A 17251-nucleotide genomic window follows, 5' to 3' on the forward strand; every position below is an offset into this window, starting at 1 on the left:
AAGGCGGCCCGGTGTCTAGCTGCCAGTAGCCGCGTCCGGCTGCCAGCCGCCGCCCAGCACCTTGTACAGCGTGATGCGGTTATTGGCGTCGCTCAGTTGCAGGCTAATCAATGCCTGCTCGGCGGCGTACAGGCTGCGCTGCGCGGTGAGCACGGTCAGGTAGCTGTCGGCACCGGCTTTGAAGCGCGCCTCGACCTGGGCAAAGGTCTGCCGGCTGCTGTCTACCAGCGCCTGCTGCGCCGCCAGCTGGCTGCGCATAGTGCCGCGCACCGCCAGCGCGTCGGCCACCTCGCGGAAGGCGGTCTGTACCGTTTTATCGTAGCTGGCCACAGCCGACTGGTACGCCACGCGTGCGCTATCCACGCCGGCCTGCAGGCTGCCACCGTCCAGCAGGGGCAGGCTCACCGACGGGCTGAACTGCCAGGCGCCAGCCCCGGCCTTGAACAAGCCGGACAGGTTGCTGCTGGCCAGCCCGGCGTTGGCGGTGAGCGAAATGCTGGGGAAGAACTTGGCACGAGCGGCGCCGATATTGGCGTTAGCCGCCTGCAGCGCGTGTTCGCTGGCCACGATGTCGGGTCGGCGCTGCAGCAGCGCCGACGGCAGGCCGGCCGGTACCTCGGCCAGCGGCGTCATGTCGGCCAAGGCCTGCGGCTGCAAGGCTTCTTCCGGCAGTTGGCCGCCCAGCAGCAGAGCCAGCGCGTTACGGTCCTGCGCCACCTGCGCGGTATACGACGCCACGTCGATGTTGGCGCTCTGCACCGCGCTGCTGGCGGCGTACAGGTCCTGCCGCGTGGCGGCACCGGCGGCCAGCATGCGTTCGGTCAGCTGGTAGCTGGCCTGCTGCGTAGCCAGCGTTTTCTCGGCCAGCGCCAGCCGTTGCTGGTCGGCCTGCAGCGTCAGGTAGGCACTGGCCACCTCGGCCACCAGCGTCAGCCGTGCGCTGTGCTGGGTGGCTTCCTCGGCAAGGTAGCTTTGCAGCGCCTGCTCCTTCAGGCTGGCGACGCGGCCGAACAGGTCCAGCTCGTAACTGCTGATGCCGACGCTGAGGCTATCGCTGTGGCTGATCACCGCCTTGCCGTTACCGGCGTTGGCTGACGTGCGTTTGGCGGTGCCGCTGCCGGCCAGCGCCAGCGTGGGCCACTGTGCCGACGACTGGATCTGGTACTGCGCACGTGCCGCTTCCACATTCAGCGTGGCCACGCGCAGGTCGCGGTTTTCGGCCAGCGCCACGCGGATCAGCTGTTGCAGGCGGGCGTCGGTAAAGAACTGCGGCCAACCTGGCAGCTCGCCTTCGCTGCGGGTGGCAGCCGGCAGCTGCTGGTAGGCCGGGCCGGCGGGCCACTGGGCCGCTACCGGGCTGGCCGGGGTCTGGTAGGCCGGCATCAGCGAGCAGCCGGCCAGCAAGGCCAGCAGCACGCTGGCGGCAACGGGGGTCATGCGGCGCATCATGCCTGCTCCTCCGCGTGGGGGTTGACGGATGCCGGGGCCGGCGGGAAGCGGCGACGCATCACCACAAAGAACACCGGCACCAAGAAGATGGCCAGTACGGTGGCCGAGATCATGCCGCCCATCACGCCGGTACCCAGCGCGTTCTGGCTGCCGGAGCCGGCACCGCTGCTGGTCACCAGCGGCAGGATGCCGAGGATGAAGGCCAGCGAGGTCATCAGGATGGGACGCAAGCGCATGCGCACCGCCTCCAGCGTGGCGGCTACCAGCTCCATGCCCTGCTCTTGCAGCTCTTTGGCAAATTCCACGATCAGGATGGCGTTCTTGGCCGACAAACCGATGGTGGCCAGCAGGCCCACCTGGAAGTACACGTCGTTGGACAGCCCGCGCATGCCGGCGGCCAGCAAGGCGCCGATCACGCCCAGCGGCACCACCATCATCACGGCAAACGGTACCGACCAGCTTTCGTACAGCGCCGCCAGCGACAGGAACACGATCAGCAGCGAGATGGCGTACAGCATCGGCGCCTGCGAGCCGGACAAGCGCTCTTCGTACGACAAGCCGGTCCACTCGTATCCGATACCGGCAGGCAGGCGCGCCGCCAGGCGTTCCATCTCGGCCATCGCCTGGCCGGTACTCACCCCGGCGGCGGGCGACCCCTGGATTTCCAGCGACGACTGGCCGTTGTAGCGCTCCAGCTTGGGCGAGCCGTAGGTCCAGTGCGAAGTGGCAAAAGCGGAGAACGGCACCATGCTGCCGCTGCTGTTGCGCACGAACCATTTGTTCAGGTCTTCCGGTGCCATGCGGTACGGGGCATCGGCTTGCAGGTACACCTTCTTGATGCGGCCACGGTCGACAAAGTCGTTGACGTAGCGCGAGCCCCACGCGGTGCTGAGCGTGTTGTTGATATCGCTGTCGGCAATGCCCAGCGCGTTGGCTTTTTCATGGTCGATGTCCAGCTGGTACTGCGGCGCATCGCTCTGGCCGTTGGGGCGCACGCCGCTCAACAGCTTGCTTTGCGCTGCCATGCCCAGCAGTTGGCCGCGCGCCGCCACCAGCGCCTCGTGGCCCACGCCGCTGCGGTCTACCAGCTGCAGGTTGAAACCGCTAGCGTTGCCCAGCTCCATCACCGCCGGCGGGGCAAAGGCAAACACGCTGGCCTCGCGCCACTGGCCGAAGGTCTTCATCGCACGGCCCAGCACCGCTTTGACGCCGAGGTCGCCACGCGTGCGCTCGCTCCACGGTTTCAGCTGCACAAAGCCGATACCCATGTTCTGGCCGCTACCGGCAAAGCTGAAGCCGGACACGGTAAACAGCGACTTCACCGCCGGGTCTTTCAGGTAATGCTCGCGCACCTTGTCCAGCACCGCGTCGGTGCGTTCCTTGGTAGCGCCGGACGGCAGCTGGATGGAGGTAAACAGCACGCCCTGGTCTTCATCCGGCAGGAAGGCGGTAGGCAAGCGCAGGAACAGCACGCTCATGGCGGCAATAATGGCCAGGTACACCACCATGGCACGGCCGCTACGGCGCAGGATGCGGCCAACCATGCCCTGATAGCGCTCGCTGCTGCGGTCGAAGCTGCGGTTGAACCAGCCAAAGAAGCCGGTGTACTCGTGGCCGTGACCGTGGCCCTTGCTCACCGGTTTGAGCAGCGTGGCGCACAGCGCCGGGGTGAGGATCATCGCCACCAGCACCGACAGCACCATCGACGACACCACGGTCACCGAGAACTGGCGGTAGATCACGCCGGTAGAGCCGCCAAAGAAGGCCATCGGCACAAAGACCGCCGCCAGTACCAGCGCAATGCCGATCAGCGCGCCGGTGATCTGGCCCATCGATTTGCGGGTGGCCTCGCGCGGCGGCAGGCCCTCCTCGTTCATCACCCGCTCCACGTTTTCCACCACCACGATGGCGTCGTCCACCAGCAAGCCGATGGCCAGCACCATGCCGAACATGGTGAGCGTGTTGATGCTGAAGCCCAGCGCCGCCATCACGCCAAAGGTGCCCAGCAGCACCACCGGTACCGCGATGGTGGGGATCAGCGTGGCGCGGAAGTTCTGCAGGAACACGTACATCACCACAAACACCAGCACCACCGCCTCGGCCAACGTTTTCACCACTTCTTCGATCGAAATCTTCACGAAGGGCGTGGTGTCGTACGGGTACACCACCTTCAGGCCTTTGGGGAAAAAGCCCGACATCTCGGCCACCTTGGCGCGCACCGCCTCGGCGGTGTCCAGCGCGTTGGCGCCGCTGGCCAGCTTGATGGCGATACCGGCCGACGGCTTGCCGTTGAAGCTGGACTGCGTGCGGTAGCTTTCGGCACCCAGCTCGATACGGGCCACGTCGCGCAGCAGCACGCGCGAACCGTCGGCGTTCACCTTCAGCAGGATCTTGCCAAACGCTTCCGGCGACGACAGCCGCGTCTGCGCCACGATGGTGGCGTTCAGTTGCTGGCCCGGCGCCGCAGGCAAGCCGCCCAGCTGGCCGGCCGACACCTGGGTGTTCTGGTCCGAAATGGCGCTGCTGACGTCCGACGTGGTGAGCTGGTAGCTATTGAGCTTGTTCGGGTCCAGCCAGATGCGCATCGCGTACTTGGAGCCGAACAGCGTGACCTCGCCCACGCCGCTGACACGGCTGAGCGTGTCCTGCAGGTTGGTGGACACGTAGTCGCTGATGTCGGTGGCGTTCATGCTGCCATCTTCCGACACGAAGCCCACCACCATCAGGAAGTTGCGCGCCGACTTGGTGACCGTGACGCCCTGCTCCTGCACCGCCGAAGGCAGCGACGACAGCGCCGATTGCAGCTTGTTCTGCACCTGCACCTGGGCGATATCCGGGTTGGTGCCGGCGTTGAAAGTCAGCGTGATGGTGGCCCCGCCGTTGTCGTCGCTGCTGGACGACATATAGGTGAGGTTATCGATACCCTGCATCTTCTGCTCGATGATCTGCGTCACCGAGTCTTCCACCGTCTTGGCAGACGCCCCCGGGTAGGTGGCGTTGATCGCCACTTGCGGCGGCGCAATGGTGGGGTACTGCGCCACCGGCAGACGCAGGATGGACAACACCCCGGCCAGCATGATCACGATGGCGATCACCCAGGCAAAAATGGGCCGGTCAATAAAGAATTTCGACATGCTGCCCCCTTAACCTGCCGCCGACGCGGCCGGCTTGCCGGCGGCCAACGGCACCGCTTTCACCGGTTTGCCGTCCTGCGCTTTTTGCAGGCCTTCCACGATCACGCGGTCGCCGATCTTCAGGCCGTCGTCCACCAGCCAGTTGGCGCCAACGGTCTGGCTGGTACGGATCACCCGCAGCTGCGCCTTGCCGTCCTGCCCCACCAGCAACACGGTGGGCTCGCCCTTCTGGTTGCGCGATACCGCCGCCTGCGGCACCAGGATCGCGTTGCGCCGCACGCCCTGGCTCAGCCGGGCGCGCACGAACATGCCCGGCAACAGCTCGCCCTGCGGGTTGGCCACGGTGGCACGCAGCAACACCATGCCGGTGCTGCTATCCACCGTCACGTCGGAAAACGCCAGCTTGCCCGGCTGCGGGTACACGCTGCCGTCTTCCAGCACCAGCTGCACGCTGGCCGTGCTGTCCTGCAGCTTGCCGCTGGCAAAGTCGCGGCGCAGACGCAGCAGTTCGGTACTGCTTTGCGTCATGTCCACGTACACGGTGGACAGCTGCTGCACGGTGGCCAGCGCCGTGGTCTGGTTGGCGGTGACCAGCGCGCCCTCGGTCACCAGCGATTTGCCGATGCGGCCGCTAACCGGTGCGGTAATGCGGGTATGCGCCAGGTTGATGCGCGCGGTGTTGAGGTCGGCGCGCGCGGCCTGGGTGGTGGCGCGGGCTTGCTGCAGCGTGGCGCGGGCGTCTTCTTCGTCCTGCTCGCTCACCGCCTTGATCTTCACCAGCTCGGCGTAGCGGCGGGCCTTCTGCTCGGCGGCCACCTGGGCAGCCTCGGCCTTGGCCAGCGCGGCGGCGGCGGTGTCGTACGCCGCCTGGTAGCTATCGGGGTTGATCTGGTACAGCAGCTGGCCGGCCTGCACCTGGCTGCCTTCGGCAAACAGGCGTTTCTGGATCAGGCCGGTCACCTGCGGGCGGATATCGGCTACCGTCAGCGCACTAACGCGGGCCGGCAGCTCTTTGCTCAGCGTGGTGTCCTGGCCTTGCAGGGTCAGGTAGGCCACGTTAGCGGGCAGATTGGCGGGGGCGCCGCCCTGGGCAGCGTCGGGTTGGCCGCAACTGCTGAGTGCGGCCGCCACGGTCAGGGCGAGTACGGCACGGCGGGCCGTGTGTCGGGAGGAAATGGGCATGGCAAGCTTCCGGTATGAATGCGGCGTTTCTGGCGTTGTTTACTTACAGATGAAAAAGTCACGTAGGTAACAATTTATCGAAAAAATAACCAGACCGCAGCGTTCAATTATTAACATTTGCGAATTCTTCGCATTGGCTGCTACGTAGCCGATACACGGCGTACCGCGCCACGCATCAGCAAAAAAAGACACAAGCTCACGCCTGTGTCGAATGGGAGGGAATAACAAAAGGTGGCTAGGGGCCGGGTCGGGTTAGCGGACACATGCCTGCTCGCCAAGCCGACCCGGCCGCCAGCCGGTAACAACACTCAGTCGATGTAGCGCAGGCCGGCGGCGGCCAACGGTTCGCGCATCTTGTACATGTCCAGCCCCAGCACCCCGGCGGCCAGCTGCGCACGCTTGGCGGTTTCGTTGTCCTCGCGCGCCTGGGCGGCGTCGGCCACCTGCTGCGCGATGGCGGCCGGCACCACCACCACGCCGTCGGTATCGGCAATCACCACGTCACCGGGGTTGACCAGCGCGCCGGCGCAGATCACCGGAATGTTCACCGAACCCGGCGTGGCCTTGATGGTGCCCTTGGCGCTGATGGCCTTGCTGAACACCGGGAAGCCCATTTTTTCCAGCTCGTCCACGTCGCGCACGCCGCCATCGATGATCAGGCCCTGCGCGCCGCGCGCCTGGAAGCTGGTGGCCAGCAGGTCGCCGAAGAAGCCGTCGCTGTTGTCGGCGGTGCACGCGGCCACCACCACGTCGCCCGGCTGCAGCTGTTCGGCGGCGACGTGCATCATCCAGTTGTCGCCGGGTTGCAGCAGCACGGTGACGGCGGTGCCGCAGCAACGGGCGCCCTTGTACACCGGGCGGATATGGGGCTGCAGCAGCCCTACCCGGCCCATCGCTTCGTGAATGGTGGCCACGCCAAAGCGCGACAGGTGCGCCACGGCGGCCGGGTCGGCGCGTTCGATACGGCGTTTGACGACGCCCAGCTGGTTCAATGTGCTCATGGTGTGCTCCTTACTTGCCCTTGGCCTTCAGCGCCGCATCCAGACGCGGGTAGACGCGGCGGGCGTTGCCTTCGTAAATCAGGTGGCGTTCTTCGGCGCTGAGGTTGGCCGCATCGATATAACGCTTGGTGTCGTCGTAGTAGTGGCCGGTCTCCGGGTCGATACCGCGCACGGCGCCGATCATCTCGGAAGCAAACAGCACGTTTTCTACCGGGATGACACGGGTCAGCAGGTCGATGCCGGGCTGGTGGTAAACGCAGGTGTCAAAGAAAATGTTGTTCAGCAGGTGCTCGCCCAGCAGCGGTTTCTTCAGCTCCTGCGCCAGGCCACGGAAGCGGCCCCAGTGGTACGGCACCGCGCCGCCACCGTGCGGGATGACGAACTTCAGCGTCGGGAAGTCGCGGAACAGGTCGGAGGTGAGGCACTGCATGAAGGCGGTGGTATCCGCGTTCAGGTAGTGGGCGCCGGTGGTGTGGAAAGCGCAGTTGCAGCTGGTGGACACGTGGATCATGGCCGGAATGTCCAGCTCCACCATCTTTTCGTAAACCGGGTACCAGTGGCGGTCGGACAGCGGCGGGCTGGTCCAGTGGCCGCCGGACGGGTCGGGGTTCAGGTTGATGCCGACAAAGCCGTACTCTTTCACGCACTGCTCGATCTCGCGCAGGCAGGTTGCCGGGTCAACGCCCGGGCTTTGCGGCAGCATGGCCGCGCCGACAAAGTGGTCGGGAAACAGCTGGCTGACGCGGTAGCACAGCTCGTTGCAGATGGCCGCCCAGGTGGCACTGGTGTTGTAGTCGCCAATGTGATGCGCCATGAAGCTGGCACGCGGGCTGAAGATGGTCAGGTCGGCACCGCGCTGCTTCATCAGGCGCAGCTGGTTCTGCTCGATACTGTCGCGCAGTTCGTCGTCGCTGATTTTCAGCTCGCTGGGCTTGGGGCCCAGCACCGGGGTGGCCAGATTGTCGATCTGGCGCTTGCGCCAGTCTTCCAGCGCTTTGGGGGCCGTGGTGTAGTGGCCGTGAATGTCGATGATCATGGTGCTTGCCTGTGGCTCAGTTTTGTTGCTTGTCCCAGCCCTCGCCGCCGCCCTGCTTGCCGGTCACCGAGTACAGGGCATTGGGGGCGTTGCGGGTGGCCTGGAAGGCTTCCAGGGTCTGGCCGCGCATGGCGGCGTAGATGTGCAGGTTGGATACGCCCACCACGGCGCCCAGTTTTTCCAGGCCGAAGAAGATGCAGCCGTAGCGGATCAAACCGTCCCAGTCGCGCTGGCGCAGCAGCGTGCGTTCTTCCTCGCTGAGGCCGGCGGCGTCGAACGACGCTTCCGGCTCGGCCAGGAAGTGCTCGCGGTGCGCCGGGTAAATCATGTCATGCAGGTAGCGGTTGAGGCGGTAGGCACGGTGGCTGACCGCCAGCGTGAACGGGTGGGTGCCGGCCAGGTTTTCGGCACCGGCCAGCTCGCGTTCCATGGCGTGGCGCAGGTCGGCCGTGCGCGCCTTGGGCAGCGCCACGTCGGCGTTTTCGTAGATGGCGGTGGCGATGCCGGTCATCGACGGCAGGTAGTAAGTCTGGTGGATCTTCTTCACCTGGGCAGACAGCGCGCCGCGCATGATCAGCCACATGATCACCTCGGCGCCTTCCATGCCGCCCAGCTCGGCGTAATCGGCCAGCGTCAGACGGGTGAGCGCCTGAGGGTCTTTCTCGAACAGCTCGAGGAACTGCAGGTCCCACTCGGTGTTGTTGAAGCCGCAGCGTGCGCCGTGCACCTGGTGCGACAGGCCGCCAGTGGCCACAATCGCCACTTTCAGGTCGGCCGGGTAGCTCTCGATAGCGTCACGCAGCGCCTTGCCCAGCTTGTAGCAGCGCGCGGCCGACGGCACCGGGAACTGCAGCACGCCCACTGCCAGCGGCACGATAGGGGTATCCCAGGCGTTGTCGCTGCGGTTGAGCATGGACAGCGGCGACAGGCAGCCGTGGTCCAGCGCCTTGTCCTGGAAGAACGACATGTCGAACTCGGCAGCCATCAGGCTGGCGCCCACGTGCTGCGCCAATGCGGCATGGCCGGTGACAGGCGGCAAGTTGCGCGGGCCGCCGCCCTCATCCGCCACCGCGTACTGGCTGTCTACGCCGAGGGTAAACGCCGAGTAATGGTCGAAGAAGAACGAGGTAACGTGATCGTTGTAGATCATGAACAGCACGTCGGGCTTTTTCTCCGCCAGCCAGGTTTTTACCGGGCCAAAGGCTTCAAAGATCGGCGCCCAGACCGGGTCGTCCTGTTTGTTGCGGTCGACTGCGAAGCCGATGGTGGGGGTATGCGAGCAGGCGATACCGCCAATGATGGTTGCCATGATGCAAGGGTCTCCGTAGAGGCGGCCGGCGGCCGCCGTAGCCAGGGGATGGCAGGTGGTTCAGTGTGCGGCGTCTCGGCTGCGGCTACCCAGGATGGCCAGGGCTGCGATGGCGGCCGGAATCGCCAGTGTCAGGAAAATGGCCTGGAAGCCCCAGCCGGTGCTGAGCAGGAAGCCGCCGATGGACGAACCCAGAATGCTGCCCAGGCGGCCAACCCCCAGCATCCAGCTCACGCCGGTAGCACGCGCCATGGTGGGGTAGCAGCCCGGGGCATACGCGTTAAGGCCGGTCTGGGCGCCGCTGAGGCAGAAGCCGGTAAGCAGGATCACCAGCACGATCCATTCCGACGTCAGGCCGCTGATGGCCAGTACCACCAGTGCAACGGCCCCCATCAGATAAGACAAGCTGATGGCGCGGCCCGCGCCGATGCGGTCCATGGCCAGGCCGACCAGCAGGCCACCCACGGTGCCCCCCAGCTGGAACATGGCGGTCAGCATGGAAGCACGGTCAATGCTGAGGCCGGCGTCTTTCATCATGGTGGGCAACCAGCTGGTGGACAGGTAAATCACCAGCAGGCCCATGAAATAGGTGAGCCACAGGCTGACGGTACGCAGGCTGTACCCTTTGGAAAACAGCACACCAAGCGGTTGCTTGGCGGCGACCGGGCCTTCATTGAGTACAAAGCGCTGCCAGCGGTCCAGGTTCTCGCGGCAAACGCGGGCCAGTACGCTGCGGATACGCTCGGCCGGCGCCTGGCGCACTACCAGGTAACGCGCCGATTCGGGCAGGTAAAAATAGAGCAACGGCAGCAAGAGCAGCGGCATCACGCCACCAAAGGTCAGTACCGCCTGCCAGCCGTAGCGCGGCGTGATGTAGGCCGCGGCAAAACCGATCGCCGCCGAGCCCAGATTGAAGCCGGTGAACATGGCGGCAATCACGCTGGAGCGGATGCGTTCCGGCACATATTCGGACATCAGGGTACTGGCGTTGGGCATGGCAGCCCCCAGCGCCAGGCCGGTGACAAAGCGCAGGATGGCCATGCTGTGCAGACTATTGGCGTGCGCGGTCGCCAGCGTAGCCAGACCGAACGCGGTTACCGAGGCCAGCAGCACTTTGCGGCGGCCGAACCAGTCCGACGATGACCCCGCCAGCAAGGCACCGATCGCCAAGCCGATCGGTGCCGCCCCCATCACCATGCCGAAGGCCGGTTTGGAAATGCCCCACTCGGCAATGATGCTGGGTGCCACAAAGCCCATGATGGCCACGTCCATGCCATCTGCCGCCACGATGAGGAAACACAGCAATACCAGCCACCATTGGTAGCCGGACATCTTGCGCTCGTTGATGAATTCCCGGACATCCAGGACGCCTGTCTGGCTCATGTTGATTCTCCACTCTCTTTATGTGTTGTGACCGGTTTTGACCGGTTCGCAAGGCGCACCCTTATTGTGGGTGCATTGAAAAATGTGTCAGGGGATCAGCACCTCGCCGCGAAACAGCGCCCGGGCGGTGCGCAGCAAGGCCACCGCCGGGACGCCATCATCCCCAGGGGTAAGCTGGATGGTGAACTCGCCGGTGGGGTGTTCTACCGAGATGGCACCGTCTGCCGCCGGCGCGGCCAACCCGTCACACACCGAGCCGGGCTGCGCGCAGACGGTGGCGACCGAGGCCGCACCCAGCACGCCGATAGCGTCGTGGCAGCGGTGCGGGATGAAAGTACGGGTGTGGATGGCGCCGCCGTCACGCGGTGCCGACACCAGCGTCATCTTGGGCACCACCTTGCGTTGCACGTCGCCCAGTCCCATGCGCGGGCCGGCGGCCAACCTGATGGCTTCCAAGCGCTGGCGGAACGCCAGGTTGGCGTCCAGCTCGGCCGGGCTTTCATCGCCACGGATGCCCAGGTCGGCCGCACGCAGCACCACCACCGGCATGCCGTTATCCACGCAGCTGACCTCGACACCCTCGATGACGTCACGTACCGCGCCGGTGGGGTACAAGGCACCGCAGCTGCTGCCGGCAATACCGGTAAAGTGCAGTGCCAACGGCGCCGCCGTGCCCGGCACCCCGCTGATGCGCTGCGTACCGTGGTACACCGCCCCCGCGTTGCTGCTGGGCACGCTGGCGGTACACAGGCCACCGGTATTCACCATGCGGATGCGTACCGGCGTTATGCCAGGCAGGCTGGGAAGCAGGCCGGCATCCAGCGCAAACGGGCCGACAGCGGCCAGGATGTTGCCGCACGTGGGGGCGTAGTCGATGCGGTTTTCGCCGGCCACCACCTGGCCGAACAGGTAGTCCACGTCCACACCCTCAACACTGCCGGGCGAGATGATGGCCAGCTTGGTCGTCAGCGGCGTGCCGCCACCGATGCCATCGATCTGGCGATGGTCTTCCCCGCCCATCGCCAGCAGCAACACACGGTCGCGCTCGGCCGGGTCGGCCGGCAGGTCGGCCGCGTGAAAGAAGGCCGCTTTGGACGTCCCACCGCGCATCCAGACGCAGGGGATGGCACGCAAATCGGAGGCAGAACGGGAAGGTGTCATGGCACACGGAAACCAGAAAACGAATGACCCCCACTATAAAAACTGCCCGCGCCCCCCGCGTTGCCCTATCGTGACTTTGCCTTCCAATTTTGTGTCACCATGAACAACAGCGACAGCATTCCGATATAAACTGCTTTCCAATCAAGCCACTAGCTCACCACAACACAGGAAATGTGATGCCAAATACACGCCAGCTGCCGTTGGACGAGGTGTTGCGCTATCTGCGCGACTTCATTGCTGTTGCCCACCAGGGCAGCATTGCACGGGCCGCCGAGCAGCTGTACAAGGCACCATCGGCAGTAACGCGCTCCATCCTGCAACTGGAAGGCACCCTGGGTTGCACGCTGTTTGAACGCCAGCCACGCGGCATGCTGCTGAACCGCTACGGCGACACGGTACTGACGCGGGCGCTGCGTATCCAGCAAGAGCTGGAGCGGGCGGCGGCCAACCTTGGGCCGGCCACCGCACACAAGCTGGCACCGCTCACCCAGTTGCTGATGGGGGGGCACAAATTGCAGTTGTTCGTGGTGCTGGCCGAATGCCGCCAGATCAGCGTGGCCGCGCAGCAGCTGGGCTTATCGCGCTCGGCCATCGGCATGTCGCTGAACCGGCTGGAAGAGTCACTGGGCGTGACACTGTTTCAGCGCATGGGGCAAGGTTTGCTGGTGAATGATCAAGGTGCGCGCCTGCTGCGTCACGCCAAGCTGGCGCTGGCCGAGGTACGGCATATTCATGCCGATCTGTCTGCGCTGGATGGCATGCTGCGTGGCACGTTGACCATTGGCGCACTGCCACTGTGCAGAACCCGACTGTTGCCACTGGCCATTGCCAAGCTGCTGGCGCGCCACCCGCAGCTGGACATCCGTACGCGGGAAAGCCCATACGACGAGCTGGCGCGCGGCCTGCGCTACGGCGATATCGACATGATCGTAGGCGCCATACGCCGCGACGGGCCGGATGACCTGAGCAGCGAGGTGTTGTTCAGCGACCATGTCGGGGTATTTTGCCGGCGCGGCCACCCGCTGGCCCATGGCCAGCAGCCGCTGCACATGGCTACGCTGGCCAGCGCCGCGTGGATACTGCCGCGCCACGACTCCCCTACCCGCCAGGTACTGGACCACGCGTTTACCCAAGCCGGGCTACCGCCGCTGAAACCCTCGGTAGAGACCGGAGACCTGGCGATCATGCGGCACCTGCTGGGCACCACAGACCTGATCACCGCGTGCTCCCCCTATCAGCTGCACTACGAGCTGGAGGCCGGCGAAGTCACCGCGCTGGCCGTAGCGCTGGGCGGTACGGAGCGCGAGATAGGCATCAGCCAGCGCCGGGGCAGCCTGCCATCGCCAGCCATACGCGCCCTGCAACAGGCCCTGAATGAAGTGGTAAGCAGTAACTTCTTGCTACCCTATGGACCATTACGGCACAGTACCGCTGGCTAAACTCTCGAGCCTGACTGCAAAAGGCTAAACACCCGCTGTCTGCCACGCAGACGGCGGGTGTCGATGTCTTGAATCAGTCCATGGTAGCGAACGTTATGGCTTAGCAGACAGTTTTACGACACTGGTCAGATGCTGGTCGGCGTAGCCTTGCTCGATGGCCGCCCAAAACACACTATGCGCAGCAGCCAAGGTGGGCGCAGCATCGGCTGATGCCGCGCAGGCAAGCACATAAGCAAAGTCTTTTTCCACCAGATCTACGGGAAACTGCGGGCTAAAGTCCTCGGCCAGCATACTGTCTGCAGCCCGTTTGGCAAATGGGCTGCAGACCACGGTAGCAGCTACCGCATCCAGTACCGATGCCGGTGCCAGGCCGGCATGCTTGAGCATGTTAACAAGCTCGGCCATAGCAGTGACCTGCACCCCCAGCAACGCGTTGGTAGCCAACTTGGTAAATGCGGCTACGCCCACCGGGCCTAACGCATGAATGGCCTGCCCCATTTCTGCCAACACGGGTCTGGCCAGCTCGACCGTAGTTGCATCACCACCCACAAAGTAGATCAGCTGCCCTGCTTCGGCCTGCGGACGCGAACCAGACACAGGGGCTTCCAGGAACTGCATGCCCGACTGTTCCATCTTTGCAGCAAGCTCCATGGAGCACTGCGGTGACAACGTCGAACTATCTATAGCCACCGTACCGGGTGCCATCCCTGCCAGGGCACCAGTTTGGGGGTGTAGCCAAACATCCCTCGCCGCATCGTCATCACGTACCATGGCGATAACGAAACGAGCATGACGAGCTGCCTCAGCGGGCGTAGCCGCCACCTGAGCGCCTAGCTTCGTCAGTGGCAGGGCCGCAGCGGGCGAGCGGTTCCACACCGTTACCTGATGTCCAGCCTTGAGAAGACGAACAGCCATACGGCTACCCATCGCACCAAGCCCCAGAAAAGCGATATCCGTCATGCCATTTCCTTTTACTGATGCGCCAGAATGGCCTGACGTGCTGCGGCGACCATCCCATCCAGCCAGTCTTGATGGCCGTTGATCATCGGGTTCGGCTTAGCTTGCGCCAGCGCCTGGGCAGGTTTACCCACTTGGGTTTCTTGAGTAAGGATGCGAACACGACCAGCAGACAGCTCTTCAATGAGCCAGGCATGATGTACATCCAGACGGTCTTCCGCAGTGGAGCCGGCCCAGCCATGCCAAGCAATACGAGCAGGCTGGCCAGTTACTGGCGGTACATGCTCTACCACCTCGGCTTCTACCGGGAAACCAAACGTTTCAAAATAGAAACGATCGCCCAGCGCCAGTTCCGGGCCTTTGTCATTGTAAAAACGGGGGTTGGCAGAGTTGGCATAGTAGCTGGGCCACAGCTGAGGGGTATTGAGCAAGGGCCACAGGTCTTGCACGGTCAGACCTGTAACGATCACTTCGTTGGAACAATAGTTGTCAGTAAAACCCGGTACGTAGCCTGCAGGCCAAAGAATATCGCTCATGGTGGTTTCCTCGAAAAGTCACAGCTCAAATGCTGAAGGCTGCACTGTACGTGGCTCATACCATGTAATAAATTAACGCAATATCACATTATTTGTTACACCATAAAACAAATGCGTGCCATTGATACCACCCAAATCGGTAGCATCGAGCTCTTCTGCAAGGCCGCCGAGCTATCCAGTTTCTCAGCCGCCGCCGAGGCGCTTGGTCTGACACCAGCAGCGGTGAGCAGGTCTATCAAAAGACTAGAAACCCGGCTGGGAGTGCGCTTGTTTTCTCGCACAACCCGCCAAGTCAAGCTAACGCAGGAAGGTGCACTGTATTGGCAGGAGTGCCGCCAAGCGCTGCAGCAGATCGCCCGCGCCGAGAGCATCATCACCAATAGCCAAAGCGTGCCAAGTGGCCTGCTGCGCATCAGCGTAGGTACGCTATACGCACATTACAGGTTGCTGCCGGTACTACAACGCTTCACCAGCGCTTATCCCCAGCTGGAACTTGAAATAAGCTTGTCGAACCGCGTAGTAGACATTATCGAAGAAGGTTATGACCTAGCCATTCGCATCGGTACACCGCAAGACTCGCGGCTGATCTCGCATAAACTGGAGAATGCAACCGTAGGCATATTCGCTACCCCAGACTACTTGGCTAGGCGTGGTGTTCCACAAACGCTGGAAGACTTGACGGAGCACGATTGCCTGCAGTTCATCCTGCCCACCACTGGCCGGGCCATGCCATGGATCTTGAACGGCACCGATGGACAGGCAATGGACTACACGGTGAAAAGCCGCCTGCGCCTGCTGGAAGACGCCGCAGCCTGCGTTAGTTGGGGAAAGGGTGGCGGCGGCCTGTTTCAGACCTATCACTTCATTGCCAGCGAGGCCATCGCCAAGGGCGAGCTGGTAGAAGTCCTTCCCGCCTACCGTGGCCGCTCGCGGCAATTCTCGCTGACTTACCCGCAAAACAGACATTTATCGGTGCGAGTGCGTGCATTTGTTGACTTCATTCTCGGCGAGCTGCGCTTGGCATAAATTTCTCGGGCATGCATGGCGAAGTAAAGGGATGCCGTGCGGTGGTGATGTAACAAAACTTGGGCTGCAAGCACGAAATGAAATGGCGTATATATGATACGCGACTGTTGCAGTTGGCCGCAGCCCTGCATTCAGTCGTCTAGACGCTCATGAAAATCACTGCTGCCCTGTTTCCAGTATGCAGCGACACGCATCTGGTGCTTTGACAGCTGCTTCTCCTCAAACAACAGAGTACGAAGCGCCCGCATACTACTCGCCTCACCTGCCGCCCAGACAAATCCCTCGCCAACGGGCAGCGTTAAACCCGCCACGATGCGACGTCCACCCCATCTTGAGTAGCACGTGACTTTAGCGTCCAATCCACCATGACAAGGAGTTGGACATGAAGAAACGATTCACCGAAGAGCAGATCATCGGCTTCCTGCGTGAAGCAGAAGCCGGCATGCCCGTCGCCGAGCTGTGCCGCAAGCATGCCTTCTCGGAAGCCAGCTACTACCTCTGGCGCAGCAAGTTTGGCGGCATGAATGTCTCGGAGGCCAAGCGTCTCAAAGAGCTGGAAGCCGAGAACGCTCGGCTGAAGAAGCGCCTGGCCGAAACCATGCTCGAGAACGAGATCACCAAGGAAGCCCTCCGAAAGAAGTGGTGAGCGCACCGTCACGGCGGGAGCTGGTGCGCCACCTGATGGGCAAGGGGCTGAGTGAACGCCGCTCGTTGCGGGTGGCGGGCATGAGCCCCAGCGCTTTCCGCTACCAGCCGCGCTCAGACCGTAATGCCTCGCTCAAGGAAAAAATCATCACCCTGGCGCAGCGCCACCGGCGCTACAGTGCCGGCATGATTTACCTGAAACTGCGGCAGGAAGGTATGCAGGTCAATCACAAGCGCGTGGACCGGCTCTATGCCGAGGCGGGTCTGCAAATTCGTCGGCGTAAGCGCAAGAAAGTGCCGGTGGCAGACCGTCATCCGCTGGTGCGGCCAATGGCGGCCAACCAGGTTTGGTCGATGGACTTCGTGTTCGACCGGACAGCAGAGGGGCGTGTCATCAAGAGCCTGACTATCGTTGATGACGCCACGCACGAAGCGGTGGCCATTGTGCCGGAACGGGCGATGAGTGGCGTGCACCTGACGCGCGTTCTCGACCAGTTGGCGCAGACACGGGGCTTGCCCAAAGCGATCAGGACGGATAACGGCAAGGAGTTCTGCAGCCGGGCGATGTTGGATTAGGCGCACGCTCGGGGTGTTCAGCTGTTCCTCATTGAGCCGGGCAAGCCGAATCAGAACGCTTACATCGAATCGTTTAACGGGCGCTTCCGGGACGAATGCCTGAACGAAGACTGGTTCACCAGTCTGCGCCATGCCCAGGTTGTCATCGAAGCCTGGCGAAGAGAGTACAACAACGAAAGGCCGAAGAAAGCGCTGGGCGGTTTGACGCCAGCGGCCTACGCCAAATTTCTGGCGGAGAAGTCCGGTAAATTAGCCTTGGACGCTAAAGCGTAGTGCTACTGAGATTGGGGGGACGTCGCCAGTTCACTGTGGATGCGCCGAATAAGGTCTGGGTGACGGATATCACGTACATCCGCACGCATGAGGGATGGTTGTACCTGGCGGTGGTGCTCGACCTGTTCTCGCGACAGGTCATTG

At 63.4% G+C, this 17251-nt stretch carries 13 protein-coding genes and 2 pseudogenes; 4 read left to right on the forward strand and 11 right to left on the reverse strand.

What is annotated here, in order from left to right:
• Positions 1–15: 15 nt before the first annotated feature.
• The 8 genes from ACK4FZ_RS11815 to ACK4FZ_RS11850 all read right to left on the reverse strand — a co-directional run bounded on the left by ACK4FZ_RS11815 (position 16) and on the right by ACK4FZ_RS11850 (position 11655).
• A complete protein-coding gene (locus ACK4FZ_RS11815) occupies positions 16–1449 on the reverse strand; it encodes an efflux transporter outer membrane subunit (protein ID WP_409821135.1) in 1434 nt (477 codons plus the stop codon).
• Complete coding sequence (locus ACK4FZ_RS11820; protein WP_409821137.1) at positions 1446–4583, reverse strand: efflux RND transporter permease subunit; 3138 nt, start codon at positions 4581–4583, stop codon at positions 1446–1448. The genes ACK4FZ_RS11815 and ACK4FZ_RS11820 overlap by 4 nt, the downstream gene beginning before the upstream one ends.
• A 9-nt stretch (positions 4584–4592) precedes the next feature.
• A complete protein-coding gene (locus ACK4FZ_RS11825) occupies positions 4593–5765 on the reverse strand; it encodes an efflux RND transporter periplasmic adaptor subunit (protein WP_409821139.1) in 1173 nt (390 codons plus the stop codon).
• Positions 5766–6073: 308 nt separating this feature from the next.
• Positions 6074–6766 carry a 4-carboxy-4-hydroxy-2-oxoadipate aldolase/oxaloacetate decarboxylase gene (gene ligK, locus ACK4FZ_RS11830; RefSeq protein WP_409821141.1) on the reverse strand — a complete coding sequence of 231 codons (693 nt, stop codon included), beginning with the start codon at positions 6764–6766 and terminating at the stop codon, positions 6074–6076.
• A gap of 10 nt (positions 6767–6776) precedes the next feature.
• A complete protein-coding gene (locus tag ACK4FZ_RS11835) occupies positions 6777–7802 on the reverse strand; it encodes an amidohydrolase family protein (RefSeq protein ID WP_409821143.1) in 1026 nt (341 codons plus the stop codon).
• 16 nt (positions 7803–7818) lie between these two features.
• Positions 7819–9111, reverse strand: coding sequence for a gallate dioxygenase (locus ACK4FZ_RS11840; RefSeq protein ID WP_409821145.1), 1293 nt, complete (start codon positions 9109–9111; stop codon positions 7819–7821).
• 60 nt (positions 9112–9171) lie between these two features.
• Entirely contained in the window at positions 9172–10494 is a 1323-nt protein-coding gene (locus tag ACK4FZ_RS11845; protein WP_409821147.1) for an MFS transporter, read from the reverse strand.
• Between the two features lie 87 nt (positions 10495–10581).
• Complete coding sequence (locus ACK4FZ_RS11850; protein ID WP_409821149.1) at positions 10582–11655, reverse strand: 4-oxalomesaconate tautomerase; 1074 nt, start codon at positions 11653–11655, stop codon at positions 10582–10584.
• Positions 11656–11831: 176 nt separating this feature from the next.
• Here ACK4FZ_RS11850 and ACK4FZ_RS11855 point away from each other — a divergent pair, with 176 nt between their 5' ends.
• Positions 11832–13094 (forward strand): LysR family transcriptional regulator, encoded by a 1263-nt coding sequence (locus ACK4FZ_RS11855; RefSeq protein ID WP_409821152.1) that lies wholly within the window; start codon positions 11832–11834, stop codon positions 13092–13094.
• 93 nt (positions 13095–13187) lie between these two features.
• Here the strand turns inward: ACK4FZ_RS11855 and ACK4FZ_RS11860 are convergent, their stop codons facing one another.
• Together ACK4FZ_RS11860 and ACK4FZ_RS11865 are read right to left on the reverse strand one after the other, a co-directional pair.
• Positions 13188–14054 carry an NAD(P)-dependent oxidoreductase gene (locus ACK4FZ_RS11860; RefSeq protein WP_409821153.1) on the reverse strand — a complete coding sequence of 289 codons (867 nt, stop codon included), beginning with the start codon at positions 14052–14054 and terminating at the stop codon, positions 13188–13190.
• Positions 14055–14065: 11 nt separating this feature from the next.
• Positions 14066–14587 carry an SRPBCC domain-containing protein gene (locus tag ACK4FZ_RS11865; RefSeq protein WP_409821155.1) on the reverse strand — a complete coding sequence of 174 codons (522 nt, stop codon included), beginning with the start codon at positions 14585–14587 and terminating at the stop codon, positions 14066–14068.
• 111 nt (positions 14588–14698) lie between these two features.
• Here ACK4FZ_RS11865 and ACK4FZ_RS11870 point away from each other — a divergent pair, with 111 nt between their 5' ends.
• Positions 14699–15613: a LysR family transcriptional regulator gene (locus ACK4FZ_RS11870; protein WP_409821158.1), complete on the forward strand. Its 915-nt coding sequence runs from the start codon at positions 14699–14701 to the stop codon at positions 15611–15613.
• 131 nt (positions 15614–15744) lie between these two features.
• Here the strand turns inward: ACK4FZ_RS11870 and ACK4FZ_RS11875 are convergent, their stop codons facing one another.
• Positions 15745–15924 (reverse strand): SIP domain-containing protein, encoded by a 180-nt coding sequence (locus ACK4FZ_RS11875; protein ID WP_409821161.1) that lies wholly within the window; start codon positions 15922–15924, stop codon positions 15745–15747.
• A 71-nt stretch (positions 15925–15995) separates the two neighbouring features.
• On the opposite strand from ACK4FZ_RS11875, the pseudogene ACK4FZ_RS11880 reads away from it, so the two are divergent.
• Both ACK4FZ_RS11880 and ACK4FZ_RS11885 read left to right on the forward strand, forming a co-directional pair.
• Positions 15996–17107, forward strand: a pseudogene (locus ACK4FZ_RS11880) (IS3 family transposase).
• Positions 17108–17130: 23 nt separating this feature from the next.
• A pseudogene (locus ACK4FZ_RS11885) lies at positions 17131–17251 on the forward strand (DDE-type integrase/transposase/recombinase); the annotation flags it as partial.

The sequence above is a fragment of the Vogesella sp. genome, assembly GCF_046297735.1.
GTDB classification, from domain to species: Bacteria; Pseudomonadota; Gammaproteobacteria; order Burkholderiales; family Chromobacteriaceae; genus Vogesella; species Vogesella urethralis.

Bases quoted from the DNA above. Each gene is read 5' to 3' on its own strand.
- ACK4FZ_RS11815 (WP_409821135.1), bottom strand. From the start codon at position 1,449: ATGATGCGCCGCATGACCCCCGTTGCCGCCAGCGTGCTGCTGGCCTTG.
- ACK4FZ_RS11820 (WP_409821137.1), bottom strand. From the start codon at position 4,583: ATGTCGAAATTCTTTATTGACCGGCCCATTTTTGCCTGGGTGATCGCC.
- ACK4FZ_RS11825 (WP_409821139.1), bottom strand. From the start codon at position 5,765: ATGCCCATTTCCTCCCGACACACGGCCCGCCGTGCCGTACTCGCCCTG.
- ligK (WP_409821141.1), bottom strand. From the start codon at position 6,766: ATGAGCACATTGAACCAGCTGGGCGTCGTCAAACGCCGTATCGAACGC.
- ACK4FZ_RS11835 (WP_409821143.1), bottom strand. From the start codon at position 7,802: ATGATCATCGACATTCACGGCCACTACACCACGGCCCCCAAAGCGCTG.
- ACK4FZ_RS11840 (WP_409821145.1), bottom strand. From the start codon at position 9,111: ATGGCAACCATCATTGGCGGTATCGCCTGCTCGCATACCCCCACCATC.
- ACK4FZ_RS11845 (WP_409821147.1), bottom strand. From the start codon at position 10,494: ATGAGCCAGACAGGCGTCCTGGATGTCCGGGAATTCATCAACGAGCGC.
- ACK4FZ_RS11850 (WP_409821149.1), bottom strand. From the start codon at position 11,655: ATGACACCTTCCCGTTCTGCCTCCGATTTGCGTGCCATCCCCTGCGTC.
- ACK4FZ_RS11855 (WP_409821152.1), top strand. From the start codon at position 11,832: ATGCCAAATACACGCCAGCTGCCGTTGGACGAGGTGTTGCGCTATCTG.
- ACK4FZ_RS11860 (WP_409821153.1), bottom strand. From the start codon at position 14,054: ATGACGGATATCGCTTTTCTGGGGCTTGGTGCGATGGGTAGCCGTATG.
- ACK4FZ_RS11865 (WP_409821155.1), bottom strand. From the start codon at position 14,587: ATGAGCGATATTCTTTGGCCTGCAGGCTACGTACCGGGTTTTACTGAC.
- ACK4FZ_RS11870 (WP_409821158.1), top strand. From the start codon at position 14,699: ATGCGTGCCATTGATACCACCCAAATCGGTAGCATCGAGCTCTTCTGC.